The organism is Glaciihabitans sp. GrIS 2.15 (assembly GCF_035984695.1).
Classification (GTDB): Bacteria; Actinomycetota; Actinomycetes; order Actinomycetales; family Microbacteriaceae; genus Lacisediminihabitans.
In genome coordinates, this window is record NZ_JAXCHU010000001.1 from 300,361 (window position 1) to 325,904 (window position 25,544).

17 protein-coding genes and 1 pseudogene are annotated in these 25,544 nt (G+C 62.9%); 12 read left to right on the plus strand and 6 right to left on the minus strand.

From position 1 onward, the window contains the following. Positions 1-36: 36 nt before the first annotated feature. On the minus strand, positions 37-600 hold the full coding sequence (locus RCH11_RS01485) for a hypothetical protein (RefSeq protein WP_327055208.1): 564 nt from the start codon (positions 598-600) through the stop codon (positions 37-39). Positions 601-1,612: 1,012 nt separating this feature from the next. On the opposite strand from RCH11_RS01485, the gene RCH11_RS01490 reads away from it, so the two are divergent. Continuing rightward, entirely contained in the window at positions 1,613-3,448 is a 1,836-nt protein-coding gene (locus tag RCH11_RS01490) for a transglycosylase domain-containing protein (protein ID WP_327055209.1), read from the plus strand. Positions 3,449-3,827: 379 nt separating this feature from the next. Here RCH11_RS01490 and RCH11_RS01495 read toward each other — a convergent pair whose 3' ends face one another. Then, positions 3,828-4,112, minus strand: coding sequence for a hypothetical protein (locus RCH11_RS01495; protein WP_327055210.1), 285 nt, complete (start codon positions 4,110-4,112; stop codon positions 3,828-3,830). Between the two features lie 163 nt (positions 4,113-4,275). On the opposite strand from RCH11_RS01495, the gene RCH11_RS01500 reads away from it, so the two are divergent. Continuing rightward, positions 4,276-5,523: a chloride channel protein gene (locus tag RCH11_RS01500; protein ID WP_327055389.1), complete on the plus strand. Its 1,248-nt coding sequence runs from the start codon at positions 4,276-4,278 to the stop codon at positions 5,521-5,523. Between the two features lie 3 nt (positions 5,524-5,526). On the opposite strand, the gene lgt is transcribed toward RCH11_RS01500, so the two are convergent. Continuing rightward, a complete protein-coding gene (gene lgt, locus RCH11_RS01505) occupies positions 5,527-6,480 on the minus strand; it encodes a prolipoprotein diacylglyceryl transferase (protein ID WP_327055211.1) in 954 nt (317 codons plus the stop codon). A 1,118-nt stretch (positions 6,481-7,598) separates the two neighbouring features. Continuing rightward, positions 7,599-10,385 (minus strand): glycoside hydrolase family 3 protein, encoded by a 2,787-nt coding sequence (locus RCH11_RS01510; protein WP_327055212.1) that lies wholly within the window; start codon positions 10,383-10,385, stop codon positions 7,599-7,601. A gap of 458 nt (positions 10,386-10,843) precedes the next feature. Between RCH11_RS01510 and RCH11_RS01515 the strand changes: the two genes are divergently transcribed. From RCH11_RS01515 to RCH11_RS01535, 6 genes and pseudogenes are all read left to right on the plus strand, one after another. Next, on the plus strand, positions 10,844-11,884 hold the full coding sequence (locus tag RCH11_RS01515) for an ROK family protein (protein WP_327055390.1): 1,041 nt from the start codon (positions 10,844-10,846) through the stop codon (positions 11,882-11,884). Between the two features lie 869 nt (positions 11,885-12,753). Beyond that, a pseudogene (locus RCH11_RS18120) lies at positions 12,754-13,524 on the plus strand (acyltransferase family protein); the annotation flags it as partial. Between the two features lie 49 nt (positions 13,525-13,573). Further along, a complete protein-coding gene (locus RCH11_RS01520) occupies positions 13,574-13,957 on the plus strand; it encodes an acyltransferase family protein (RefSeq protein ID WP_327055391.1) in 384 nt (127 codons plus the stop codon). 247 nt (positions 13,958-14,204) lie between these two features. Further along, entirely contained in the window at positions 14,205-15,308 is a 1,104-nt protein-coding gene (locus tag RCH11_RS01525) for a Zn-dependent alcohol dehydrogenase (RefSeq protein WP_327055213.1), read from the plus strand. 296 nt (positions 15,309-15,604) lie between these two features. Beyond that, a complete protein-coding gene (locus tag RCH11_RS01530; protein ID WP_327055392.1) occupies positions 15,605-17,275 on the plus strand; it encodes an FAD-dependent oxidoreductase in 1,671 nt (556 codons plus the stop codon). Beyond that, complete coding sequence (locus RCH11_RS01535) at positions 17,272-17,565, plus strand: metal-sensitive transcriptional regulator (RefSeq protein ID WP_327055214.1); 294 nt, start codon at positions 17,272-17,274, stop codon at positions 17,563-17,565. The genes RCH11_RS01530 and RCH11_RS01535 overlap by 4 nt, the downstream gene beginning before the upstream one ends. Positions 17,566-17,629: 64 nt before the next feature. On the opposite strand, the gene RCH11_RS01540 is transcribed toward RCH11_RS01535, so the two are convergent. Further along, a complete protein-coding gene (locus RCH11_RS01540) occupies positions 17,630-19,051 on the minus strand; it encodes a GAF domain-containing serine/threonine-protein kinase (protein ID WP_327055215.1) in 1,422 nt (473 codons plus the stop codon). A gap of 167 nt (positions 19,052-19,218) precedes the next feature. Between RCH11_RS01540 and RCH11_RS01545 the strand changes: the two genes are divergently transcribed. Genes RCH11_RS01545 through RCH11_RS01555 form a run of 3 tightly spaced genes read left to right on the plus strand, consistent with a single transcriptional unit; the run spans position 19,219 to position 22,613 of the window. Continuing rightward, complete coding sequence (locus tag RCH11_RS01545; RefSeq protein ID WP_327055216.1) at positions 19,219-21,147, plus strand: heavy metal translocating P-type ATPase; 1,929 nt, start codon at positions 19,219-19,221, stop codon at positions 21,145-21,147. Further along, entirely contained in the window at positions 21,140-21,667 is a 528-nt protein-coding gene (locus RCH11_RS01550; protein ID WP_327055217.1) for a universal stress protein, read from the plus strand. The genes RCH11_RS01545 and RCH11_RS01550 overlap by 8 nt, the downstream gene beginning before the upstream one ends. Positions 21,668-21,704: 37 nt before the next feature. After that, positions 21,705-22,613, plus strand: a complete 909-nt coding sequence (locus RCH11_RS01555; RefSeq protein ID WP_327055218.1) for a 2-deoxy-5-keto-D-gluconate 6-phosphate aldolase domain-containing protein — start codon at positions 21,705-21,707, stop codon at positions 22,611-22,613. 16 nt (positions 22,614-22,629) lie between these two features. Here RCH11_RS01555 and RCH11_RS01560 read toward each other — a convergent pair whose 3' ends face one another. Continuing rightward, entirely contained in the window at positions 22,630-23,898 is a 1,269-nt protein-coding gene (locus RCH11_RS01560; protein ID WP_327055219.1) for an LCP family protein, read from the minus strand. 148 nt (positions 23,899-24,046) lie between these two features. On the opposite strand from RCH11_RS01560, the gene RCH11_RS01565 reads away from it, so the two are divergent. Then, the gene (locus tag RCH11_RS01565; protein ID WP_327055220.1) at positions 24,047-25,522 is read left to right on the plus strand and encodes a flavin-containing monooxygenase; all 1,476 of its coding nucleotides are present in this window, start codon (positions 24,047-24,049) and stop codon (positions 25,520-25,522) included. Positions 25,523-25,544 lie beyond the last annotated feature (22 nt).

Consider the following 25,544-nt stretch of genomic DNA (forward strand, 5'->3'; position numbering starts at 1 on the left):
AGGCGCGGCCGGTGCAGCCGGTACGACAGCTGGTGGCTATTGCCCGACGATATAGGTTTCGTAAGCAATCCACCAGTTGGTGGCGATCGCGCTTTGTGCGGTGGCCAGCTGAATAGTTCCCGCGCATACAAGTGCGCGCAACTTGTTCTCGAGCTGATCTTTCACCCGCGCCCCATCAGGAGAGCTATAAGGCTCCGGCCATAAGTTCAATGGCGACGTCGGAGACCCGCCCAGTTCCAGGCTAATGAGGTGGTCCTCTTCATAGTCGCCCGTCGCCGTGTCGCCGCCGCGCGAGTACCCGGTGGCCAGCTGCTGTTTCTTCAACCCAGTCGTATAGGTGGCGGGCGGCCTGATCGTTGCCGTCCACCCCTTCACACAAATCGTCGAGTCGATATCAGCCTGCGTGACATTCGTGTTCGTGGCACCGGGTGTTCGAACTGGGTTCGGCAATACTGCACCCGACAACGGGTCGACGATTTCAGCCCCAACCCCGACCTCTTTCGCGCTTGGGGCCGGCGAAGAGGAGCCGGACGCCATAGTCGATAAGGTGCCGGGTGCTGCAATGGGCGTCGTCGTCGAACTCGCATCGGTCGCAGTCACCGCGCCTGTGGAGCACCCGGTCAAAGTCAGGGTCACTGCGACACACAGACCGATGGCACCACGCCAACCGTTCAACATTCGCCTCGATCCCTGTTTTGCAGCTGCCCAATCGAAGCATGCCTCACCCCGTCCGACGTGGCAAGCTCCCTACCGTGCCTCGACCGATTGCCGTTCCCCTATCGGAGGACGGAGTGTGTCACTTCAACCACTTCGATCGCACCCAAACGTCGGCGTCTTCGTAGCCTTACCACGTTCAAGCACCATCAGCTCGACTACTAGAGCCTTCGCGTCGTTGTGTTTCCGGCAGCCGCCATTTCAGTGGCGTGCAGGTCGTGCACGCTGAGACGGTGTGGCGGAAGAGCAATTAATGGAGAGACCAGACCTACCCCGCTGTGGACATCGCGTGGCGCGGCCGAAAGCTTTCGACCATCCGGCTGAGTGAGTATCGCTCGATCGGTCCCCGCAAGGCTGACGTGTTTGGCCCCTCGGAATTGTCTGATGCCAGATTCTCGGTAGCGCCCACTTTGCAGCAACACAGCAGCGCGTCGGAGGCACCTGAACCGGCAGTACCCTCTCGGGGTTGGCTATCAATGCGAGCCGCGTCGACTTTCAGATTCCACGATGGAGGATACATCCACGGGAAATAGTTTGATCTGCTCGAGAACCATACAGGGGTTACCCAAATCCGTGCGACCCAGCCGCTCCTGCAACCGGATTATTGCGAACCGGTGGTGAAGGTGAATCCCCACAAACCATCCGCATCCGATGTCCCCTCAGGACTCGCCGGAATGACCTTGTTCAGCGTCTTCGCGGCCGTTCTCATCGTGATGATGGTGATCCCTGTCCTGGGCGTGACGAGCAATGTTGCTAAGACAGGGTTTAGCTTTTTCAACGACCTGCCGTCCTATATCCAGTTGGGCAAACTCTCGCAAGCGAACACGATTTACGCAACACGTGGTGGGTCGCCATCGTTGATCGCGACAATCTACGACCAGAACCGAGAGGACGTTGCGTGGGGGGCGTTTCGCCTTACTCGAAAGACGCCGCGGTCGCTGGTGAGGATCGACGCCTCTATCAGCACGGCGGAGTCGATGTGCCGTCCGTCGCTCGAGCGGCGATCGGCAACGTGGTGCACGGCGCGATAACCAGCGGAAGCTCCACTCTCGATATGCAACTCGTCAAGAACATTCTTGTGCAGCAGTCATTGCAGATCTCGAACGCGACCCTTCGGAAGGTCGACTATCAGGCGGCTATTGCCGACACCCTTTCTCGCAAAGTCAGAGAGATGAAGCTAGCGATTGGGCTCGATAAAAAGTACAGCAAGCAGGAGATCCTGCTGGGTTATTTGAACATCACCGGGTTTGGAGGCAACACCTACGGTGTGCAGGCGGCGTCGCGTCAATACTTCAGCGTGGACGCAAGTCAAGTCACGATCGCTCAGGCGGCGAGTTTGATTGGCATCGTGCAGCAGCCGTCCTACCAGAATCTGGCAACTTCGAAGGACTACGCAGCCAACAAGGTGCGCCGTAACCAGATCCTCAAGGACATGTACAGCCAGAAGTTCATCTCCAAAGCACAGCTCGCTGTTGCGCTCTCGACGCCGATTGCGGCAAAAGTCAAACTCAGCACAGTGAACAGCGGATGCCTCTACGCGTCGGATGCCAAGTGGGCCTGTGACTACCTTCAGCGACTCGTTCCCACCCTCAGTTCGCTCGGAACGTCTGCCGCCGACCGCACGCGCCGATGGGCGCGAGGCGGTTACCAGATCTGCACCAGCATCGACCTGGCCCAGCAGGATGTGGCGCGAGCCGCGGTCCGGGCCGATGCGCCCGCGAGCGAATCACGCTTTGCGTTGGGCGCTTCGGCTGTCTCCATCCAGCCCGGCACCGGCCGCATCTTGGTCATGACGCAGAACAAGGCGTTCGACAACTCAGGGCCCGACGGCGGTCCAACGACAACGGCGATCAAATTCAACACGGATCGGAGCCTCGGCGGATCCTCGGGATCCCAAACCGGATCCACCTACAAGATCTTCACTCTCGCCGACTGGTTGCAGAATGGGCATAGCCTGAACAAGGTCGTCAACGGAACATCCCGGACATTTCCGCAGTCGAGCTTCAAAGCCTCCTGTTCTGCACCGTTTGTTGGGGCGTACTCGCCGAAGAACGACGCCACGGGTGAGGGCGGACCGATGAGCGTCATCACGGCAACACAGAACTCGGTCAACGCCGCCTTCGTGACCATGGCCCAGCAACTGGACCTCTGCAACATTCGAGACGTCGCCCAGTCAATGGGTGTCCACCGCGCCGATGGAAGCCCCCTTGTCGTGACACCCTCTTCCGTCCTCGGAGTGAACGAAATTGCGCCTCTCACGATGGCCGGCGCGATTGCGACCATCGGCTCCGGGGGAACATACTGTGCGCCAGTCATCGTCGACCGGATCGTCGACCCGGTCGGAGCCTCTCTTGCCGGCCAGAGGCCGCACTGTACTCGCGCCCTCACGCCGCGCATGGACAACGCTGTTGCCTACACGCTGGCCACCGTCATGCAACGGGGTACCGGAACCGCCGGTAACCCCCACGATGGTGTTCCGCTCGTGGGCAAGACCGGCACCACGGACGTAGCGGATCAGAACTGGCTCATCGCGACGACAACGAAAGTGTCCCTCGCCGTCTGGGTGGGAAACACCCAGGGACATCAGAACCTTCGCAAGATCACGCTCGCCGGAACAAACGGCTACAACACCAAGTTCAACATCTTCAAAACGACGATGAAATCGCTCGATAGGGACCCGCTCTACCGGGAAACAGAATTTCCGGTGCCAGACCAGTCCCTCCTCACCGGCTGAAAAATTCCGGCGCTCATAATCATCGGCAAACACCGAGCCGCGGCACACTCGCGAGAAAGGGCCGCTCGGCGGCATCCGCTAGACGCTCCAAGGCTTCGGGCCGTGCGACCCAGCGATCCTCGAGCAGGAACCGTGTAAGATTGATAACAGAATCGTCCCCCGCCGGGCAGACCTCGCATTCCCGAACCGTGCCGGGCCCAAGGCAACCGCTGAGGCAACTGCGGCGGACCGTTGCAGGTGGGACAATCCCACTGCTCACCGTGCGTTTGTTCGGACTGTTCCTCTCCAAGTCATGCGCGGTCACCGCCTTAGCTCTGAGTGTTGATCGTGCGCTGAGCCTGGTTCACCCGATTGCGGCTACGGATGTCACGCTCGTCATCTACAAACTCTGCCCCCGTCCCGGGGAGATCGGTCTCACCGTCGTGGTCGCGTTGATCACCTGGGTGGCGGCCCGCAACGGGCGCTCGGCACTGACCTTCGGGGTCGTGGCCGCCCGTACTGACTGCGCAGCGACGCTGCGAAAATGCTGGTTAATCGCCCGCGTCCACCCGCCGCTGCGCTTGCCCACTCCTTCTTCCCCACGCCACCGGATGCGTCGTTGCCGAGCGGTCACGTCGTATTCGTCGCGTGGATCGCGATGGCCCTCGCGTTCCACACCCGCCACAGCGCGCCTGGCGAACCATTGTGGTCGCCTGTCGAGTTGCCGGCACGATCCTGGTGGCCGTCGCGGTTATCGACTTGGGGGAGTGCACCCTCCTGCTCGCCGTCTGGAACCCGTTCGTGATCCCGCGGACCCATCGATCGCCGGTGGCTATGCTCGGTAGGTGATGCTCCCGCCCCAACCGGCCCCCTCGTGGTTGATTCGGATGGTCGTCGTGACGGCGTTGGTGGGGATCGGAGCGGGGATTGGTGGCTTGGTCGTGAGTGCCGCGCTCCACGGCATCGAGCACCTCGCCTACGGCTATTCGGTCGGCACGTTTCTCGACGGCATTAGCCAGGCGCCACCCCAGCGGAGGGTCGCAGTGCTCGCCATTGCGGGCGTCATCGGGGGCGTGGGGTGGTGGGCACTACGCCGCTGGGGCGCCCCGATCGTGCCGGTCGAGCAGAGCATCGCCGGCCGGCGGATGCCTCCGCTGTCGACGGTTATCAATACCGGGCTTCAGGTGATCATCGTGGGCCTCGGCGCATCCATCGGTCGAGAGGTGGCCCCGCGGGAGCTGGGAGCGGCAATCGCCGGATGGCTGAGCGACAAGGCCGGGGTCACGTCCCGCGAGCGGCGGATCCTGGTCGCTTGCGGGGCCGGTGCGGGCCTCGCCGCGGTGTACAACGTTCCCCTCGGGGGTGCGCTCTTTGCGGTCGAAATACTGCTGGCGGAGATCAGCTTCGCCACGGCCCTTCCCGCCCTGGCCACCGCAGCCATTGCAACCATCGTGGCTCGGATCGACGTTGCCTCGACACCGCTGTACACAATGCCGCGCTTCGACCTGTCCCCGTCACTGTTCGTCTGGGCCGTGCTGGCCAGCCCGGTGTTCGGGTTCACCGCACTCGGTTTCGTTCGCCTCGTGAGACTCATGGAAGGCATTCGGCCACGATCGTGGAGGATCGTCGTCGTGATGCCCCTCGTCTTCACCGCAGTCGGGCTGATCGCTATTCCATTCCCGGCCGTTCTGGGCAACGGAAGAGCATTGGGACAGACTGCCTTTTCGGCACTGATGCCGATCGGTATGATTGCCGTTCTTGCCGTGATAAAGGTCCTCACCACCACAGCCACGATCGGCAGTGGCGCAGCGGGCGGCACGCTGACACCGTCTCTGGCGATCGGAGCGTGCTTGGGCGCGGCCCTCGGCGGCGTGTGGGAGCTGGCCTGGCCGGGGGGACCGGTGGCGGCATTCGCCTTTGTCGCGGCAGCGGCGTTTCTCGCATCGACCATGCGCGCCCCGTTCACGGCGATCGTGCTCGTAGTTGAGTTCACGAACCAGGGACCCGCACTATTGGTGCCGACGATGCTGTGTGTGGCCGGGGCGGTGACAGTGAGCTACCTGCTGACGCGGTGGCGGGTCACAGGAGTCGCCTGAACCTCAGCGCCGAGGCGCGGGCTGCACCGTTTCCTCGGCTGCGCTCGAACCCACGGCCGCGCTCAGTCCAGTGTTCCCGGCAGGCGGCGCACCTCGATGCTCCCGGGGCACCCATCCGTCCCGCAAGACCGAGAGCTCGTCCTCGGGGTGCCGTCGGGTCTGGACGACGAAGAGGGTGATGCCGAGGGCGATCGCGACGAATGATGCCCACACGTTGGCGGGGATGCCGAGGAAGCCGTCGCTCGTCGGGTCGATGCGGATCGCCTCAAGCCAACTGCGGCCGAGCCCGTACCAGATGAGATACACGGCAAAGGACCGACCCCAGCGCAGATGCAGCTTGCGCTCCAGGAGCAGGATGATGGCGACACCGATCAGGTTCCAGATGATCTCGTACAGGAACAGCGGGTGGAACAGAGTGCCAGCGGCAAGTCCGGGCGGGAACTTGGCGTTGGTGGCTTCGATCTGCAGGCCCCAAGGAAGGGTGGTCGGTAATCCGAAGAGTTCGTGGTTGAAGTAGTTCCCGAACCGACCGAGGGACTGTGCGACGAGCATCGCCGGGGCGAGTGCGTCGGCGAAGGACCAGAACCGGATACCGTGTCGACGGCAGCCGATGTAGGCGCCGATGGCACCGCCGAGCAGTGAGCCGTAGAGGGCGTTGCCGCCGTCCCAAATCGCGAAGACATTCCAGAGATTGGCGCCCGAGAAGAAGTAATCTCCGACGTGGGTGAACACGTGATAGAACCGGGCGCCAACGATACCGATCGGTACAGCCCAGAGGATGATGTCGAGCACCACGCCGTTCGGCGCGCCGCGGCGCGACAGGCGCCGCTGGGTGATGATCACGGCCGCGATGATCCCGGTCAGAATGCAAATGGCATAGGTGTGAATCGTCAGTGGACCCAGGTGGAACTGGGACCACTCGGACGGGGGGCTGGGGATACTCGTCAGCACAATCATCGGTCGCCTTTCAAAAAATGCAGAGCTCTGTCTCCCCTACTCCCCGGCTCCATCATCGCCCACTTCCCCAGGTAGCCGACCTGACAAGTTGCTGACAAGACACGCACGTAAGCCTCGCCAACCGATTATGGTTTTGCGCGGCGGGGGACAGATTGAACGTGCGCGCGCAGATCCGACGAGGCCGGGCTCATCGAGCGGAGGCTGTTCTGGCAGACCAGGATGATCACGCACGGGTCGAGGATGGTGTCGTTAAGCTCATCGGAAAAGGTGCCGTCCCGGCGTGCGACCGAACGGCGGGTCCCTGCACGACCGCGTGGATGGCGGTGTCTGGTCCGAGTTCGACAGCGGCGTTCCGCGCACTGCCAAGCTTCTCTAAAGACTTCACGGCACGGACCGCCGTGCTGGAGTGCATCCAAGTTTGGTGTAACAGCCGAAGGCCCCACAACCACAACGGCGGCATTTGCCCTGGCGCAGTTCGAAGCTGCAGATGGTGGGGTCGGTGGCGCCCAGCGTGACCTTGGCGGGTCGGTTCGAGGCGATTGCTTCGTGACGGACCAACTTCTGTAGTCCTCACCACAACAGCTTGCGCTTGCTACGTTCGAGTGTTGACAAACGGGTCGGGCTACCAGGGCGGCCGAACTTCGCCGCGATAGGCAAGCCGACGTGTTTTTCAAGATCACGTTTTTTCGCCGTTACTCGTGGCGCTCTCGCCCCAACCAGACCAACTGCACTGCGTGATCGGTATTCGCATCCAACACCAGGCGAACCGCTCGGGTGACGTCCCGGTGGGTGGTGTCTCTGAGTCGGTCTGATCCTTCGGTTTGTTGGGCGCTGAGGTTTTGGAGGTGTGTGGTCGCCTTCTTGGGTTGGTTGGCGCCGGCGGATTGAGAGTGGGTAGGGGCTCCGTGGCCGAGATAGCGGCGGGATCCGTCGTGTTGACGGCGAGGAAAGTGCCGATCAGGCGTGCCAACTGTAAAGGGCTTGCGACCCAAGGTAGTGATCCGGCTGGGCGACCTTTGCGTTGGCCGCCCAGCCATAGGGTTACGCGGGGATCAGTAAGACGTTGTCGAATACGAGCCCTTGTCCTCCCGCCGCCCCACCGAGGGAGCAAATACGGATTACCGTACTTTCCGGGTGACAGATAAAACAAGTTCTTCGGATGAGGCGCCAAGGCTGATCGTTCGGTCACCCGATCCAATTACCCACTTCTGACCGACTGTGTCCCAGGCGGATACCTGCTGCCGGTCGACGTGGAGGGTTTGCGTCTCCGACTGACCGGCGGCCAGTTGGATGTGATCGAACTGCACCAACTTCTGTGCGGACTGTTGGAATCCGCCAGTCACGATGCCATTGGCGTCATAAGTCGGTACGGCAAGATCGGGGGAAGCTCCGATGTACACCTGAGGTGAGTCTGCGCCGTCTTTCTTGCCCGTGTTCTTGACGGTGAATCTGATGTCAAGCCCGCCGTCCTTCGCGTTCTTCACGTGAAGACCAGAGTACCGAAACGTCGTGTAGGAGAGCCCGAAACCGAACGGGTAAAGCGGCTTATAGCCATTTACGTTCGCGCTCGGGTCGGTGTACCAGCGGTAGCCCACATCGACTCCGTCTGTCCATTTGATTGACGGTGTGGTCTCCGTTCCGGTCTGCGTTCCTGTGGTGCGCTCGAGATTGCCGGAAAAGGGCGTGGCTTCGTCGTTCTTGGGGAACGTCATCGGGAGTTTGCCGGATGGGTTCACCAGACCGTAGAGCAGGTTGGAGGTTGCCTCGCCGCCCCGTTCGCCCGGGTACCACATCTCGAGGACGGAATCGACGTTGTTGACCCAGGGCAGCATCGCTACAGCGGTTCCGGAGTTGAGGACGACAACGGCTTTGTGGCCGGCCGCATGGGCTGCGGCACTCACGGTGTTGATGAGGTCTACCTGCGTCGCGTTGAGGATCCGAAGGGCGGCCGACGTAGACGAGTTCGGTCCGGCACCCTGAGTGATCCCTGGGGTGGAATCATCCACGAAAATGACAGTCTCATCGTTCGCCTTCGCCGCCGCGACCGCTTCGGCTGTGTTCTGTGCCAGGGGGGCCCAGGCGAAGCGGACCGTTGGTGCCGTGGCTGTTGTCATGGTCGGTTTGTAGGTGAAGCTGATCTTGTGCGGTCCGACCGACAGTTCCAGGCTCACGCCCAGGTTCTGCTTGCCGAGATACTGGCCATTGGACGCTCGCACCCCGCCAGGGAATGCGTTCTGAAGGATGTTCCCTCCGGGGTTCACGATCGTCTGCGCAGCATCATCAACGCTGAGGCTGAGCGGCTCCGGCGGAGCATTGCGGCTGGCCTCCTGCTGGATGCCGCCGTTGTACGCCGACTTGTTGCCTGTGTCGATACCGTATGGCCGCTGGAGAAGCAGCCCATAGGTGTCGGCTGTGGTGACGTTCAGGTAACCGGTCCAGGTGTACTGGCCGCCCTTGGCAAGGGTCGTCTGCTGGCCGTCAATGGTGCTATCCACGGTCGTGGAGCCGTCGGTGCTCGTGCGGGTGAGGCCGGGCAGGGCGTTTATGTCCTTCGACACTCTCAGGTTGGCGGTGGGGACGGTCTCCCCGATCCAATCCACGCCCGGTGCGGATGTGACGTTCGCCGAACCCACCTGCGCCGTGATGGCCATGAGCGGGCTGTATTGGACCTGATCGCCAAAGCCGCGAGCTCGTTCGCCGCCCGGGCTTGCGGGTAGGAGCGTCGAGGTGGGGCCGACGACCGCCACTGTTTTGTTCGTTGATAGGGGAAGCGCATCCCTGTCATTCTTCAGGAGAACACCGCTTTCCTCGGCTAGCGCCAGAGCGACATTATCGCCACTCTGCTTGTCAACGCTCGTGCCGTTGTAGGTGGATGTGACGTCACCGTGCTGTGGTACTCCAGACTCGGAGGCAGCGGGAATCTTGCTGTTGTCAAGCAGGCCGAAGCGCTCGTACTCGTACAGCATGCGCGCGACCGCATTGGCCGTCGCAGCGGCATAAGGGGCACTGAAGGATGATGAAGTCAAGTCGATGAGCGGGACCAGCGTGGACGCCGACAGGTTGCTAGAGGCGAACTCATTGTCCATCCCAGCCAAAACGTCCGACGTAGCCTTGCTGGCGGTGTAGTCAGACGTGATGAAACCCTTGAGTTGGAACTGGTTTTTGACGATGTTAGTGAGGAGATTGGAGTTCGAGCAGGCGTACTGTGATGCGCTTTGCTCGCCGACAATCTGGAAGATCGCGTAGGAGCACATTACTGAGCTGACGCCGCCCTGCTGGATCGCGGACTGCGCTGGTGCGAGATAGATTTCGTGGGCCGCCTGTGATCCGATCAGCGACGGTGTGTCTCGATCTTGGCCGTTGTAGAACGACACGTGTTTGACCTGTGACATGAGACCGGTGCTCTGAATGCCGTTGATCTCGGCCGCGGAGAACTGAGAGGAGACATACGCGTCTTCACCATTCGTCGTCAAATTCCTTGACCAGGAAGGGTAGCGCGCCATATCGACCTGGGGACCGTAAACGAGATCTACGCCCAGAGCCCTCCCTTGTTTTCCGACCTCTTCACCGAGCACGTTGTACGCATTGCGGTCGAAGGAAGAGGCGAGACCAAGTCGGGTCGGGAACGCTGTTCCGTCGGCGTACACGTTGATGCCCAAGGCGTCAGCGTGCCGGATTGCGGGGATGCCAAGTCGAGGAACCCCGGCCAGGTAGCCAGCTTGGCCGTGTTTATCTGGATCGATGCCGTGCTCGATAACGGTAACCTCTTCGCCCGGGGTCATCTGGGAAAGAAGATATTTGACGGTCTTCGTGAATGGGGCGTCCGAGGCGGTAGCCGGTGAGACCCGGGGGGTGGGCGCCGGGGTTGGCTGTGCGGCGGCCGCCGCCAGTGTTCCCGAGGTCATGCTCAACACGAGTGCAATTCCGACACCCCCTGCGCACATGGACAGCGCGGTCTTTGCGACCCTTCTGTCACGTCGCCCTTGATTGCTGATCTGATTCACGGTTGTCCTCTCTGACACCATTACCGGATTGATCCAACTCTTCAGAGTCATCTTCGACCCGGAAGCAAGCATCCTCGGCGTCTCTACTGCTATGCGCGGAAGAGTTGCGGACACCGAAGTTGACGCAAGTCAACCTCGAAACTTCCTGTCAGTCAATGCCTGAAAGACTGCATTTTGTACTTTTTTTTGGCCATTCATCGCAAAAAAAAATATATTGGCTCCGACATACTGCTTATGCTGACATGGTGATCGATGTCAGAGCTGTCGCCCCGCGAGAGAGGGCCCTTGAAGACCTTTACGACCGTATTCGGCGTGCCCCTGAGGGACTTTCTCGTTCAGAACTGGCCTCATCGGCGTCGATGTCGCCAAGCGGTGTCACGTTCCTGGTGCGAAGGCTTTTACGCGAGGGCCGTGTGGTGGAGGTCGACCCTCTCCTTCGAGGCAAGGGATCGGGGAGCGGTCGACCGGCTCTACGTCTGCGCCCGACTCCATTGTCGGGATGGGTAGCGGGCATCGATTTTGGCCACAAGCACATTTCCGTGGCCCTGGCTGATGGTTCTGGCGCGGAGATTGCGAGCGCGATGACGTTGCTGAACGTCGACTTGAACGCGCAGGAGGCAATGAATGCGGCCTGCGACCTTCTCGACGGGTTGTGTACAAAATACGAAGTCGGCGATCTTGTCACGATTGTGGCGGGTATCCCTGGCCCCGTGGACGCGCAACGCGGAGTGGTCCGATCCCCCACTATTTTATCGGGCTGGGTCGGGCTTGATCCGGCTGCGGAGCTGGAGCGGCGCTTGGGGCACGGCGTGCTGGTCGAAAATGATGCTGTCCTCGGCGCGATCGGGGAACATCGTCGCGGTGTGGCAGCCGGGCATGATGACGTTCTTTACGTGAAAATTTCCGACGGCATCGGAGCGGCACTCATTCTGGGAGGCCGAATCTACAAAGGCTCAGCAGGATTAGCTGGTGAGATAGGGCACAATCGTCTCGAAAACAACGCAGAGCTGTGTCGCTGCGGTAGCCGAGGGTGTCTTGAGGCAGTGGTTTCAGTCGACAGAGTCGTCGCGCAGCTAGCCCACAGTCACGAAGGCGTCACCATCGACCGAATCGACAGCCTCCCCTTTGCAGACGAAATCACGGATCGCATCTTCAGCGACGCCGGTCGCACTGTTGGTCAAGCCTTGTCGTCGCTGTGCAACCTGCTCAACCCCAGTCTGTTAGTGGTCGGCGGCGCACTCGGAACGGCCAATCCTGCGCTCCTCACCGGCATCAGACTGGGTATCGATCAGTATGCGCAACCTGCAGCAGCTCAAGGAATGACCGTTGCAGCGGCAGAACACGGAAGCCGGGCCGAACTCGTTGGGGCGCTTTGTCTCGCCGCCCGTGCAACGTTTTGACCGCCGGATACGCCGACGCTGCAGGTCGTTGCCGCTGTACTCGCACCGAAAGGTAGATGAAGGTCGGCACGGACGATCGCCATTCAGTCTCCCAGGTCAGCCCGCGCGCCCCGGTGGCCTCCATCGCGGCGACCTCATCACAGGAACCCTCAGCCAATCCGCCATCGGGACGCTGGTGGAGCGCAGCAGCCACGACATCTTGCTCGTGCACGTCCAGAACGACCGCACTGCCAAACGGTTCGCGATAGTCTCATCAAAACGATCAGTACGCTTCCGGCACACCTCCGCGGTTCGCCCATCTGGGATCACGGAACCAAGATGGCCGAACACGACGCATTCCGAGTCGCCAGCAGCATGGATGTGTTCTTCTGCGAGCAAGTAAGCTCATCGCAGCGCGGCAGCGCGGCAGCTCAGCAGCTCAGCTCGCGACCGCGAAAGACACTCGATGGGCACAGACCAGCTGAACGGATCCGTGATCTATCGAGTGCTTCGTAAACGCGGTGTCGCACTGATCGTTTGACGTGAGGGTACGCCACCCCTTCGGCGACCAACCGGATGGCGCCAAGACGACGCAGAGGTGCCTTAACTGTCCGGCCCGCGCCTCGATCGCCAAGACGGATTTGGAGGGTGCTGGAGTTCGCCCCGTTAGCCATTCGAATACTTGCGCATTGATCGATCAGTGGACACTTATTCGACAGTTCAGGCCCGGCGAGACTGACCTAGACGAGCCGAGAATGCATCTTGGATGCACGAACAGCCCCCGTAATCATTGAGATTGCGTGGGCGTTTGTGTGCCTGCACTCCGGTGTAGAGAAAAACTACGCCGGATGTAGACGCGATGCACAGAAATACTTCCGAGCCTTCGTTGGATGAGTTCTTCCCTCACGGCCGAGCGCACGTCAGTCAACGCCCATACAAAAGCCGGGGGACCCGGGACCCGTCTCACCGCTCTAGATGGACTGAGAGGAGTGGCTGCGATAGTCGTAGTGCTCTACCATCTCTTCCTCGTAGCGGAGTCAGTGTTGCGCCGGCAGGGAGGGTCCGGAGTCGGTAGCCCGTTATGGTTCATGTCGCAAACACCGCTTAAACTCATGACAGCCGGATCGGAAGCGGTGCTCGTGTTCTTCGTCTTGAGCGGGCTGGTGGTCGCCCTGCCGGCGTTGAAACCCGGCAGCTTTTCGTGGTCAGGTTTCCTGAGTGGCCGGCTGGCGAGACTCTATTTGCCGGTGTGGGTGTCAATCGTCATTGGAACGCTACTCATCTGGCTGATCCCGCGAGATGATTCAACGGTGGGCCAAGGGACGTGGATGGACACTTCCCAGGCGACATCGACGAACTGGAGCACTTTTCTCACAGAGGCCAGTCTCATCCGCTTCTCCTACGACCTGAACAATGTGCTCTGGTCGTTGCGGTGGGAGCTGCTGTTCTCCGTTCTGCTTCCCCTCTTTTTGGCACTGGCTGTCGTGACCGCCCGGTACTGGGTGATCGCCCTCACCGCGGCTGTCGCCCTCAGCACGATCGGCGTTCTTAGCGGTATCGATGGGCTCCGGTACCTTCCGGTATTTTTCATCGGCACTTTGATGGCGGTGCGGTTGGAAGCGATTCGGGAGTGGATGAGGCGCCGCCTGCTCAGACGGCGTTCCACCCTGTGGGGCGTGGCACTGGCTGGGGGGCGCGCTTCTGCTGCTTATCTGCCAATGGCTCCTGCGACCACCGGTACCGGCTGGCTCCGTCGCGGGTGCGCTTCTGGCCCAGCTCTCGGTGCTCGGTGCCGCCGGTGTGGTGCTGGCCGCCATCGGTGTGCCCCCTGTGCGTGCCGCGCTGGAGGCCAGGGCACCCCAGTGGCTCGGCAGAGTCTCGTTCAGCCTCTATCTCATCCATATGCCTCTCCTTGCCACCCTCACCTTCATGTTTGGGGACGATCGCTGGTGGCTCGTGGCGCTGATCACGGTTCCGCTGGCCGTGCTTGCGGCCTGGGGATTCAATCGGGTGATCGAGGGTCCGTCCCAACGATTGGCGCCGCACATCAGCGGCTCGGTGTCAAGACGCCTTGATGCCCGCCGGGCGGGATAGTCACCGGGTCGGTCCGCCTTGCGGATCAGTCGCGAAGAGCGGGCGTCAGCACGACGCGGGCGGGCATCCGGGCTTCTTCAATCATTTCGAACCGACTGTTGACGAGATCTGTTCTGTCTGGCACTCTGCAACGAAGTTCAGTGGTGCAGAACCCACCGCCGATGTCGAAAGCTGAGTCCCGTATGCCCCGCGCTGCCATCCTGTCATCCGCCACCCGATCTGCCCCACATCGCCTCGGAACCCGTCGATGAAGGCGATCCTGTTCGAGGCACCCGGATCGGATCCCATCTTCACCGACGTCGAACTCGCAAAGCCGCAGTCCAGCGAAGTGGAAGTGACCATCACAGCGGCAGGAGTGTGCCATTCCGACCTACATGTCGTCTCGGGCGACTGGGACATCGCGACTCCTGTGGTGCTCGGCCACGAAGGGTCGGGAATCGTCAGCGCTCTCGGCCCCGGGGTAACCGACCTGAGCATTGGCGACCATGTCGTGCTTTCCTGGGTGCCAAGTTGCGGCACCTGCCGCTACTGCCTGGCCGGCCGACCAGCACAGTGCTCTCTGGTCGCCTCGGTGGTGGCGCCCCTCGGTGTGCTGCACGATGGCACCAGCAGGCTCTCGAAGGACGGTCGCACGCTTCATCACTACCTCGGCGTCTCATCCTTTGCCGAGCGCGTGGTGGTGCCAGTGTCCGGGGCGATCCGGGTACGGATGGATGCCCCGCTCGACGTGCTCGCCCTGGTCGGCTGCGCTGTCGCTACCGGCGTCGGCGCCGTCACGAAAACCGCGAACGTACAACCGGGCTCCACCGTCGCGGTCATCGGGTGCGGCGGGGTCGGACTCTCCTGCGTGCAGGGTGCTCGTCTGGCCGGGGTGTCCCGGATTATCGCGGTCGACATCATGCCGGAGAAGCTCGAACTCGCCCTTCGCCTCGGGGCCACCGACGCGATCGACAGCAGCAGCACGGATGCCGTGGCCGCGCTGACGGAAATGGTTCCGGAAGGTCTCGACTATGTGTTCGACGCCATCGGCAAGATCTCCACTACGGAGCAGGCGATCGCCGCGCTCGGCCTCGGAGGGTCCGCGGTGATCGTCGGCTTACCACCCACCGGCCAGCACGCGCGATTCGACCCATTAGCTCTCGCCGAGGCCGACCAGCGCATCCTCGGCTCCAACTACGGATCCGTCGTTCCTCAGAGAGACATCCCCTGGCTCGTCGACCTCTATCTGAGCGGCGACCTCGATCTCGACTCCCTGGTCTCTGCGCGCCGGCCGTTGTCGGAAGCACCAGCAGCCCTCGTGGATCTCGCCGCGGGACACGCTCTTCGCCATCTGCTCGTCCCCTCGATCTGAGGTGCGGAGGGCGCCGGTACATGTGCCGACGAGTTGTACTAGGTCGATCTTGATACCCTGGGGGGTATACTTGTCTCAGCGCCAAATGAGCCAGAGGAGAACCCGATGTGAAGAGCAGTAACCTGCAAGACCTGCGGAAAGACCACCTGGGCGGGATGTGGAGAGCACGTCGACCAGGTCATGAAGAAGGTACCTGCTGCCGACCGCTGCCCCGGTCACGCGACAGAACCGGCACCGGCATCCTTCCTCTCTCGTCTGTTCAAGCGATAGAGGGCGCAATGGTTTCTATGACACCGATGCGCACGGTCATCGTCGGCGGCGTGGCCGGGGGGATGTCGGCGGCCACCCGTCTGCGTCGCCTCGATGAGCACGCCGAGATTGTGGTCTTCGAGCGCGGCGACTACGTCTCATTCGCGAACTGCGGGCTGCCATATTTCGTCGGAGGAATCATCGCTGATCGTTCCGCTCTCTTACTGCAAACGCCGCAGTCGCTCGCCGCGCGGTTCCGTATCGAAGTGCATACGGGGCAGGAGGTGGTGACTATCGACCGCACTTCCCGGATCGTGACGGTGCGGGACGTGCACACCGGCGTTCGGCGCGCGGAACGGTACGACAACCTTGTGCTCGCCGGAGGCGCGATGACCGCCCTTGGGCGGGTGGATGACAGCATCCCGACATTCACTCTGCGCACGATCGACGACGTTGACCACATCACCGCGACCCTCGATGCGCGGTCGGATCTCGTGACGGGGACCGCAGTCGTGATCGGTGCAGGATTCATCGGGCTCGAGGCCGTGGAGAACCTCGTGCACCGGGGACTGTCGGTGGTGCTCGTGCAGCGGAACAGCCGGGTCATGTCTCCGCTCGATCCGGAGATGGCCGCCCTGGTCTTGCAGCGTCTGAAGGCTGCGGAAGTGGATGTGCGCCTCTCGACGACGGTGCTCTCCGAGAGCGATGGCCTCCTCACACTCAGCGATGGAACCACACTGACCGCCGACCTCGTGATTTCTGCCAGCGGGGTGTATCCCGACACCTCGTTGGCACGGGATGCGGGTCTCCGCATTGGAGAGAGTGGCGGTATCTGGGTTGACGCGCACCAGCGGACGAGCGACGAGCATGTCTTCGCGGTCGGGGATGGAACCGAAAAGACCGATGCCGTGGATGGTCGTGGCACGCTCGTGGCGATGGCGGGGCTCGCTAATCGACACGGGCGCGCGGCCGCGGATACGATCGCGGGCGTGCCGACGGACGCAGCACCGTCCCTGGGGACCTCGATCGTCGGCCTGTTCGACCTCACCATCGGGATGCTCGGTTGGAGCGAGCATCGCCTCGTCGCCGCAGGGCGACCGGCACGTGTCATCCACACCCACCCGGATTCGCACGCAACCTACTATCCGGGTGCGGACCAGATGCATATCAAGCTGCTCGTCGACCCTGCCACCGATGCCATTCTCGGCGCGCAGATTATCGGGGGAGCCGGTGTGGACAAGCGCATCGACATACTTGCAACCGCCATGGCCGGTGGGATCACGGCATCCGGCCTTAGCCGCCTTGAGCTCGCATATGCGCCACAGTACGGTTCGGCGAAGGACCCGATCAACCAGCTCGGGTACGTGGCCGACAACCTCGCTCACGGGAGCGTGACGAGTGTGCAGTGGCACGAACTCGACGCCGCGGTGGAGCGCGGCGAGACCCTGGTCGATGTGCGGTCCGCCGCGGAATTCGCAGTGGAAAGCATCCCGGGTGCCCTCAACATTCCGCTGGACGAACTGCGGATGCGGCTGGACGAACTGCCGGACAGCCCCCTGGTTGTGCACTGCAAGGTCGGTCAGCGCGGTCACACTGCCGCGCGGCTACTCAACCAGTACGGGTTCGTCGTGCGGAACCTCGACGGCGGCTACCTCACTTGGGCTGATGGCCGCACCGCCACCGAATCCGCCCTCCAACACGAAAGAATCACGCCATGACGGACACCGTGCAAACACCCGACGCTTCGGCCGGCCGCGCCACGGAGCAGAAGAAAATCCTCAACCGGCTGAAGCGCGCCCAGGGCCAGCTCGCTGCGGTGATCGCCGCCGTCGAGGGCGGAGGAAGCTGCACGGAGGTCGTCACCCAACTCGCCGCAGTCTCCAGCGCGCTCGACCGAGCGGGGTTCACCATCGTGTCGAGCGCGATGCGCCAGTGCATCAGCGGTGACGACGGTGAGAACACGCTGACCGTGGACGAGCTGGAGAAACTTTTCCTCACGCTCGCGTGAGTGCGCGGCCCAAACCCCACCAGACCGGGATGGATGAGTCAGGCCAAACTTCGGGGGCCCGGAATCAAGCGCCCGACGGCAGCAGGTCCGACTGTGGCGGGAAGGCCGGCCTCGGGTCGGCCATCTCCACCGTGCGTAAGCCTTCGTGACGCGCCTCCAATTGGGCAACCACGAGGGCGGCGAGGTCCTGAAGATTTGCGACCTCGGTCGCCGTTGTCGTGCGCGGGGTGAAGTCAAGCACCGAGAGAGTACCGATCGTCTGTCCGTCGTTTCGTTTTAATGGCACTCCAACGTAGAACCGTAGGCCGAGCGGCCCGGTGAACAGATGGTTGTCCTGCGAGCGCGGGTCGGTCTGGCCGTCTTCGATGATCACCGGCTCGGCGCGCGGAATTGTCGCCGTCCTGAGGTCGACTTCGCGTGCGATCTGCCCGACTTCCGGGCCATAGTGCGATCGGAACCACGTGCGGTCGTGGTCGACGACGCTCACTATCGATATCGGCGCGGAGAACAGGCGGGCCGCCATCGCCGTGACGCGGTGAAGGGCCTCATCCGGGATCGTGTCGAGGATCGCGGAGCGATCGCTCGAGGGGTCGGGGTCAGAAGGGTAGAAAGTGTCGGCTTCGGTGTCCTCCTGGCGGGCGCTGTCGGCGATTACCACCTGCTGGAGCATCGACACGAGTTCCAGGCCGACCGGCCGTTGCTCGGGGTCGCGCGCGGTCATTGCCGAGAGCAGGGCGTGCCAATGCGGCGGCAGAAAATCCGGGATCACCGGGCCACGCGACAGTCGCGCCATCGCCGACTCCACCATCGAGCCCGGAAATTCAATCGCGCGCGTGAAGCTCTGCAGAAGCACGAGGCCGAGTGAATAGACGTCGCTGGAGGGGGTGAGCGGCGCACCGGCAACCTGCTCGGGGCTGAGGTATGCGGCGGTTCCGGTGGTCACGCCCTCGGCCGTCATCCGCTCGATGTCGTCAGATAACGCGATGCCGAAGTCGGTGAGTTTAGCCCGTGCGCGCGGTGCATCGCTGCCGTAGTCCACCAGAAGGATGTTGGCCGGCTTGATATCGCGATGAAGCACGTTTCGTGCGTGGATATATTCAAGGGCCTCCGCCATGTCGTACCCGATCTCGGCGATGTGGCGCGAAGCGATGGGAGAGACCAGGATGCGCTCGTGGAGGTTCTGCCCGGTGACGAGAGCCATCACGAGGTAACGTCGGCTGCGCCCGAAATCATCGCGATCGACACCCGCGTCGTAGAGGTTGACGACGCCGTGATGGTCGAGGCTCGCCAGTACGGCGAGTTCGCTCTCCTGCCGGGCGGGATCGTGGGAAATCGAATCGAAGAGCTTCACGGCGACGGCGCGCCCGAGTGCTTCGTCCGTCGCTCGGTACACCGTCGCCATTCCGCCGAATCCGATGGCGGTTTCGATGCGATAACGCTCCCCGAGCAGCCGGCCGGCCATGTTTTCTGATGCTGGACCGCTCATGACACCCTCTCTCTCCGCTCAGTGTATTTACGCCGGCCTGCCCGCGACAGTTTGTGCGAAGGGGTTGACAGGAAGGAGGATTTCGGTGGGTACTGAGTGTGCAGGACCTTTGACCCTCTCACGGTCTCCTACGGGCTCGAAGCTGGAATACGACGAGAGGACCGGCGATGCACCGCGAGTCGAACCGACTGGTAAATCTCCTTCGAGGCGCTCTCACGTTTGGCCGCCGCTACCCGATCGTCACGACCACCGTTGTCGTGGGTCTGGTCGGAATGATCTTCTGGCTCGTGGGTGCCGGGGAGGTCACGCGTTGGTTGTTCAGCGTGTTCGCGATCCTCGTGGCGGCGATCGAAGCGCTGCAGATGATCAACCAACTGCGCAAGAAGATCTTCGGAATCGACGTCCTTGCCATTGTGGCAATCGTCTCGACGGTGCTGGTCGGCGAGTTCTTCGCAAGCATCATTATTGTGCTCATGGTCTCGGGGGGTAAGGCCCTCGAGGACTTTGCCCAGGGTCGGGCGCGGCGCGAACTGGACGCGCTGCTCGCGCGCGAGCCGCAGGTTGCCCACCGCACGCATCCGGGCTCCGATCAGATTGAAGACATCGCCGCAGCGGAAGTGCTCATCGGAGACACGATCCTCGTGCGGTCGGGGGAGGTCGTGCCGGTCGACGGGCGCCTGGTTTCGGCGAGTGCGGCTTTCGACGAATCATCCCTCACCGGCGAGAGTATGCCGGTGACGAGACTCGCCGGAGAAACGGTGCTCAGCGGATCCGTCAACGGTGTCACGACCAGCACCATCTCGGCCTCGGCGCTGGCCAAGGACAGCCAGTTCCAGGCCATCGTGGCGCTGGTGGAGTCGGCTTCGAGCAATCGTGCCCCGGTGGTGCGCCTCGCCGACCGTTATGCAATCCCCTTCACAGTTGTCTCGTTGCTGATCGCTGCGGTGGCGTGGATCGTCTCCGGAGACCCGGTTCGTTTCGCCGAGGTACTCGTGCTCGCCACGCCGTGCCCACTCGTGCTGGCCGCGCCGGTCGCTTTTCTGGGGGGAATGAGCCGGGCAGCCCATCGCGGAATTATCGTGAAGGGCGGCGGGGTACTCGAAACGCTCGCTCGGGTGCGCACGGCCGTCTTCGATAAGACAGGCACCCTCACCGTCGGTGCACCGACCATCACCCGGATAGTGCCCTGCGAGCCCTGGGAGGAAGCCGGGCTTCTCGCTCGGGTGGCGTCCGCAGAGCGATTCTCCTCCCACGTGCTCGCTGCCTCCCTCGTTCAGGCTGCCGAGGATCGTGGCCTTTCACTCCTCGCGACGGAGGCGGCCACAGAAGTAGCGGCGCAGGGTGTCACGGCGATCGTCGATGGCCATCACATTGCAATCGGAACTCTCGCATTCGCGGCCGGGGTGGCTCCGGGTATCGAAGCCGTTGTGCTGAATTCGGGTGAGCTGGCGATCTACGTGGTAATCGACTACCGCTTCGCCGGTACGATCGTCGCGAGCGACCCGGTGCGCGAGAATGCGCGGGCGACGATCGCGCAACTCGGCGCACTCGGAGTGCGTGAGACCGTGATGCTCACCGGCGACGCTCGCGCAACCGCGTCGCACGTCGCGTCGACGGTGGGTATCTCGCGCTTCATCGCCGACTGCCTGCCCGGTGACAAAGTCGACGCGGTGAGGGCGATCAGCGCACGGCCGGTGCTCATGGTCGGGGACGGCGTCAACGACGCTCCTGTGCTGGCCGCAGCGGATGTCGGCGTCGCGATGGGCGCGCGCGGAGCGACCGCCGCGAGCGAGTCTGCCGGTGCCGTCATCCTGCTCGATGATATCTCCCTCGTCGCTCTCGCAATCCGCATCGGGAAGGACACCGTGCGGATCGCGCTGCAGAGCATCTGGCTGGGAATCGCGCTCAGCATCGGTCTCATGCTCATCGCCACGTTCGGCGTGATTCCCGCCACTCTCGGTGCGGGAATCCAGGAGATTGTGGACCTTGCGACCATTCTGAATGCGCTCCGGGCGATTCGTCCGCACGAGCGCATTGACGTGCCCGGAACCACCGCCCTCATCCCCACACCCGCAAAGGAATTCACCCATGAATGACACAACCACCGCTGTCACCACCACATCACCGGTGTTCACGGTGCCGGAGGGCAGTATCGTCGTCGGCCATGACGGATCCGGTGATTCCGATACCGCTCTCGCAGTCGCCTTTGACTTCGCCGGGAAGCTCGGGGTCGACATCGTGGTGGTGCGATCGTGGAGCATCGATACCGCCCCGCACGGTGCGCTCTACAACCATGGCTATGTCTCCTCGTTTGACGAGGTCACCGAAACGGTGCGAAAGATGCTTATTGCCGACACGGCGGAGATCGGCTCGCGGCATCCTGAGGTCGCCCTTCACCATCGTGCCGCCCTTGCTCAGCCGGCGCAGCTGCTCACCCAGCTCGCTGCCCCTGCGCTCATGCTCGTGGTTGGACCGCGCGGGCTCGGGGGGTTCGCTGGCCTTCTTCTCGGATCGGTCAGTAGTCAGTGCGTGCAGCTCGCTACCTGCCCGGTTCTGGTCGTACCCACCCCCAAAGATCACCCGCACGCGGATCACCCGCACGCAGATCACCCGTAGCGAAGCGAAACCGGATGCGGAGCAGAGTACCGTCAGGATGGTGACTTCGAACTCCGACCTGTTTATCCTCGCGATGGATCATCGTGACTCCCTTCTTCGAGATCTCTACGGAATCGACGGCGACCCGACCGGGGAGCAGATTGCCCGTGTCTCCGCCCATAAGGGGCTCGTATTCGACGGCTTGCTTCGGGCCATCGAGGGCGGGGTGGATATCTCCCGGGTGGCTGTGCTTGTGGACGAGCGTTACGGTGCCGACGTCGCGGTGCGGGCACGGGAGGCTGGTATCGACCTTGCGATGCCGATCGAACGCAGTGGTGAGCCGCTGTTTCTGCTCGAATACGGCACTTTCGGTGACGGGGAGTGGATGCGTCATGTCGAGGCATTTGGCCCCGACCAGGTGAAGGTGCTTGTGCGCGACAACCCGAACGGGTCCTTCAATCGGCTGCTGCAGTTCGATCGACTTGTCACGGTGTCGAATGCCATTCGGGCATCGGGGCGCAAGTTCCTGGTCGAGCTCTTGGTGCCGGCCACGCCGTCCCAGCTCGAATCAGTGGGATCCGATGCGCTGCGCTATGACACCGAATTGCGTGCCGGGCTCACGGCGCAGGTCATCGAGGAAATGCAGGACGAGGGAATAGAACCCGACATCTGGAAGGTCGAGGGTCTCGAGACGGAGCAGGATGCTCGCACCATTGTGTCCGCGGCCCAGCGCGGCGGACGGTCGAAGGTGAGTTGCATTGTGCTTGGGCGGGATTCGACACAGCAGCGGCTGGACCATTGGCTAGAGGTGGCATCCGCTGTCGATGGCTTTCGCGGCTTCGCGATCGGGCGCAGCATCTGGGAGAAGCCGCTCACCGATCACCTCGCCGGAACGGCGAGCGATGAGGAACTGGTGCGACGTGTCGCTGCGAGCTACACGCACTTCGTGCAGACCTGGGAGCGCTGACACGCGACGGTGGGCGCTACTTATTCGATGTGCAGGTATTCTGATCGGCGCTCTGGCCGGTGATCGCGGACGGAAGCGCGATCGAGGTCGGAGCCGGTGTGGCGGCAACCGATGGCGCGGCAGATCCTGAGGCCGTTGGTGCAGGGGCCGCTGGTGCCGGGGCCGGGGACGCGACGGTTGGATCGGCTACCGCGGCGCGACCGAGCTTGCCGGTGAGCGAGATTGGTTGGTCGGCCTTAAGCGCGGCGACGAGCGCCGCAGCCGGACCTGTCGAGGGTACAACCCGGTTGGGGTCGGCCGTGTCGGCGACGGTGGGGTACTGCAGGAACACGATCTTGTGAAGGTCGATTCCCTTGAGCGCAAGAGCAATCGAGACCAGGGTGGTTGGGTTGAGGGTGTCCGAAAAATGCATATTCGACAGCGCGGAATTCGCGAGTTTGTAGAGTGTGATCGGGTTACCAAGGACACCTTCGCCGGTGATTTTGCGGGTCAGGGCGGAGAGGAAAACTTGCTGGTTACTGATTCTGCCGAGGTCGCTTCCGTCGCCCACACCGTGGCGGCTGCGCAGGAATGAGAGCGCGGTGTCACCCACGAGGGTCTGCTGGCCCGCGGGGAGATTGAGTTGCGGGTCGGTGTAGTCATCCTTGACCGGGGTCGCCAGACACACCGTTACGCCCCCCACAGCGTTTGACATGCCAGTGACACCATTGAAAGTGATGATGGCGGCGTAGGGGATCGACAGGCCGGTCATTTTCTCGACCGTCTGCACCGTGCACGAGAGGCCGCGGGCGAGAGTCGAATTGAACATTGCCGACGAGATGCCCTTGCCGCAGAGCGGGATCGAGACAAGGTCGCGGGGAAAGCTCACCACGGTGGCGCTCGAATGGTCGGCGGAAACGTGCAGAAGCATCGTGACGTCGTTATTGCCGGCGCCCGAGCTTCCGGCGAGCTCGGCCTTGGTCTGGTAACCAACTTGCGCCGTGCGAGTGTCGGAGCCAGCCAAAAGCAGATTGACCTCGCCATCGATCGGGCCAACCGCCGGCGCGGCCTTCACGCTGGGGGCTCCGGCCAGGTGAGCGAGATGAATGCCCGGCCCGCTGGCCGAGACCGCGTCGTAGACGGCGAAGGCCCCTACGGCAGCGCTGCTCACCGCGACGACGGCAACCGCAGCAGCGAGCACCTTGGCGATCGCCGCCACCGGATGCGAGGAGTGGAGTCGGCCGTGGCGGATTGGCGCAACGGAACGCGAGGACGGATCGCCTGACCCTGAACTTCGACGACCCATGAGACCTTTCCTTCGCACGCAGCACGCGTGACATCCTAAGAAATATAACCCAACTCGCCTCAACAGACGCTGAGCAGGGCTGGCCGTCCTTAATCCCGAGCGTAAAGTGGTGGCATTCTCCCTCCACCGTCACAGAGGAGTTCGACCCATGCCAACTCATGTGAGGGTCGCGATAATCGGCTCGGGATTCGCCGGACTCGGTATGGCGATCCAGCTTGCGCGTCACGGGATCGACGACTTCGTGATCGTCGAGCGTGGAAGCGAAGTGGGGGGCACCTGGCGCGACAACACCTATCCGGGAGCCGCCTGCGACATCCGCAGCGACCTGTATTCGTTCTCTTTCGCGCCAAGGCACGACTGGAAACACCGCTACGGCAGGCAAGCCGAGATCCTCGACTATCTTCGCTCCACCGCGGACAGGTTCGGCATCCGGCCCCGCATTCGCTTCGACACCGAGCTGCTGGAGGCGACCTGGGACGCTGTCGCCGCGTTCTGGCGGCTGCACACCAGCACGGGGGAGTTGACCGCCTCGGTGCTCGTCTCCGCAGCTGGTCCTCTCATCGATCCGGTCTGGCCGCAGATTCCGGGCCTCGAGCAGTTCGAGGGAGTGCGGTTTCATTCCTCCCGGTGGCGCCATGACCTCGACCTCGCCGGCCTTCGCGTCGCGGTGATCGGCACCGGGGCATCCGCGATCCAGTTCGTACCTGAGCTGCAGAAGACAGTCGGTTCGCTCACCGTGTTCCAGCGGACTCCCGCGTGGATCGTGCCGCGAGGGGATGCGCCAACCACGGAGCGGCGGGTCCGACTGTTCCAGCGGTTCCCGGTGCTGCAGCGTGCCTCCCGCGCCTGGAGCTTTCGGCTCGCCGAAACCCGGTTTGCGGGATTTCGAAGCAGGGCGATCGGAGGCCTGATGCAGTCCTTCGCGCGTGGGTACCTTCGACGCCAGGTGGCCGACCCGCAGTTACGCGCCAAGCTCACGCCCGACTATCGCATCGGCTGTAAGCGCATCCTCATCTCGAGCGACTTCTACCGAGCGGTGACCAGATCGAACGTCGAGCTCGTCACCGAGTCCATCACTTCGATCGATGGTCGCGAGGTCGTCACCGCCGGGGGCGCTCGGCGGGAATTCGATGTGCTCATCGGCGGTACCGGGTTCAACGCGACCGAGCCTCCGATTGCCCGGCTCGTGCGCGGAGTCGGCGGAGTCACCCTCTCCGAGGCGTGGGCTCCCCACATGGAGGCGCTGCATGGCACGACCGTGGCCGGGTTTCCGAACCTGTTCCTGCTCGTCGGACCGAACTCGGCCCTCGGCCACAACAGCATCATCTACATCATCGAAGCTCAGGTCGACTACGTGCTCAAGGCCCTCGATGCGATGTCGGCGAGTGGCGCTGCATTCGTGGTTCCGACCGCTGAGGCGCAACGCCGATACAACCAACGGGTGCAGGCCGATCTCGCGGAATCGGTGTGGGTGAGTGGCGGATGCTCGAGCTACTATCTCGACACTGGTGGCCGTAACACCACGCTGTGGCCGCATCGCGCGGCGCTATTTCGCCGGTCCGTGCGCCGCTTCGACGCGAAAGAGTACCTCCTCGAACCCGCGTCGGCCCCGGCGGAGGGCTGAACGCCCCAGAACAGTGTCGCGG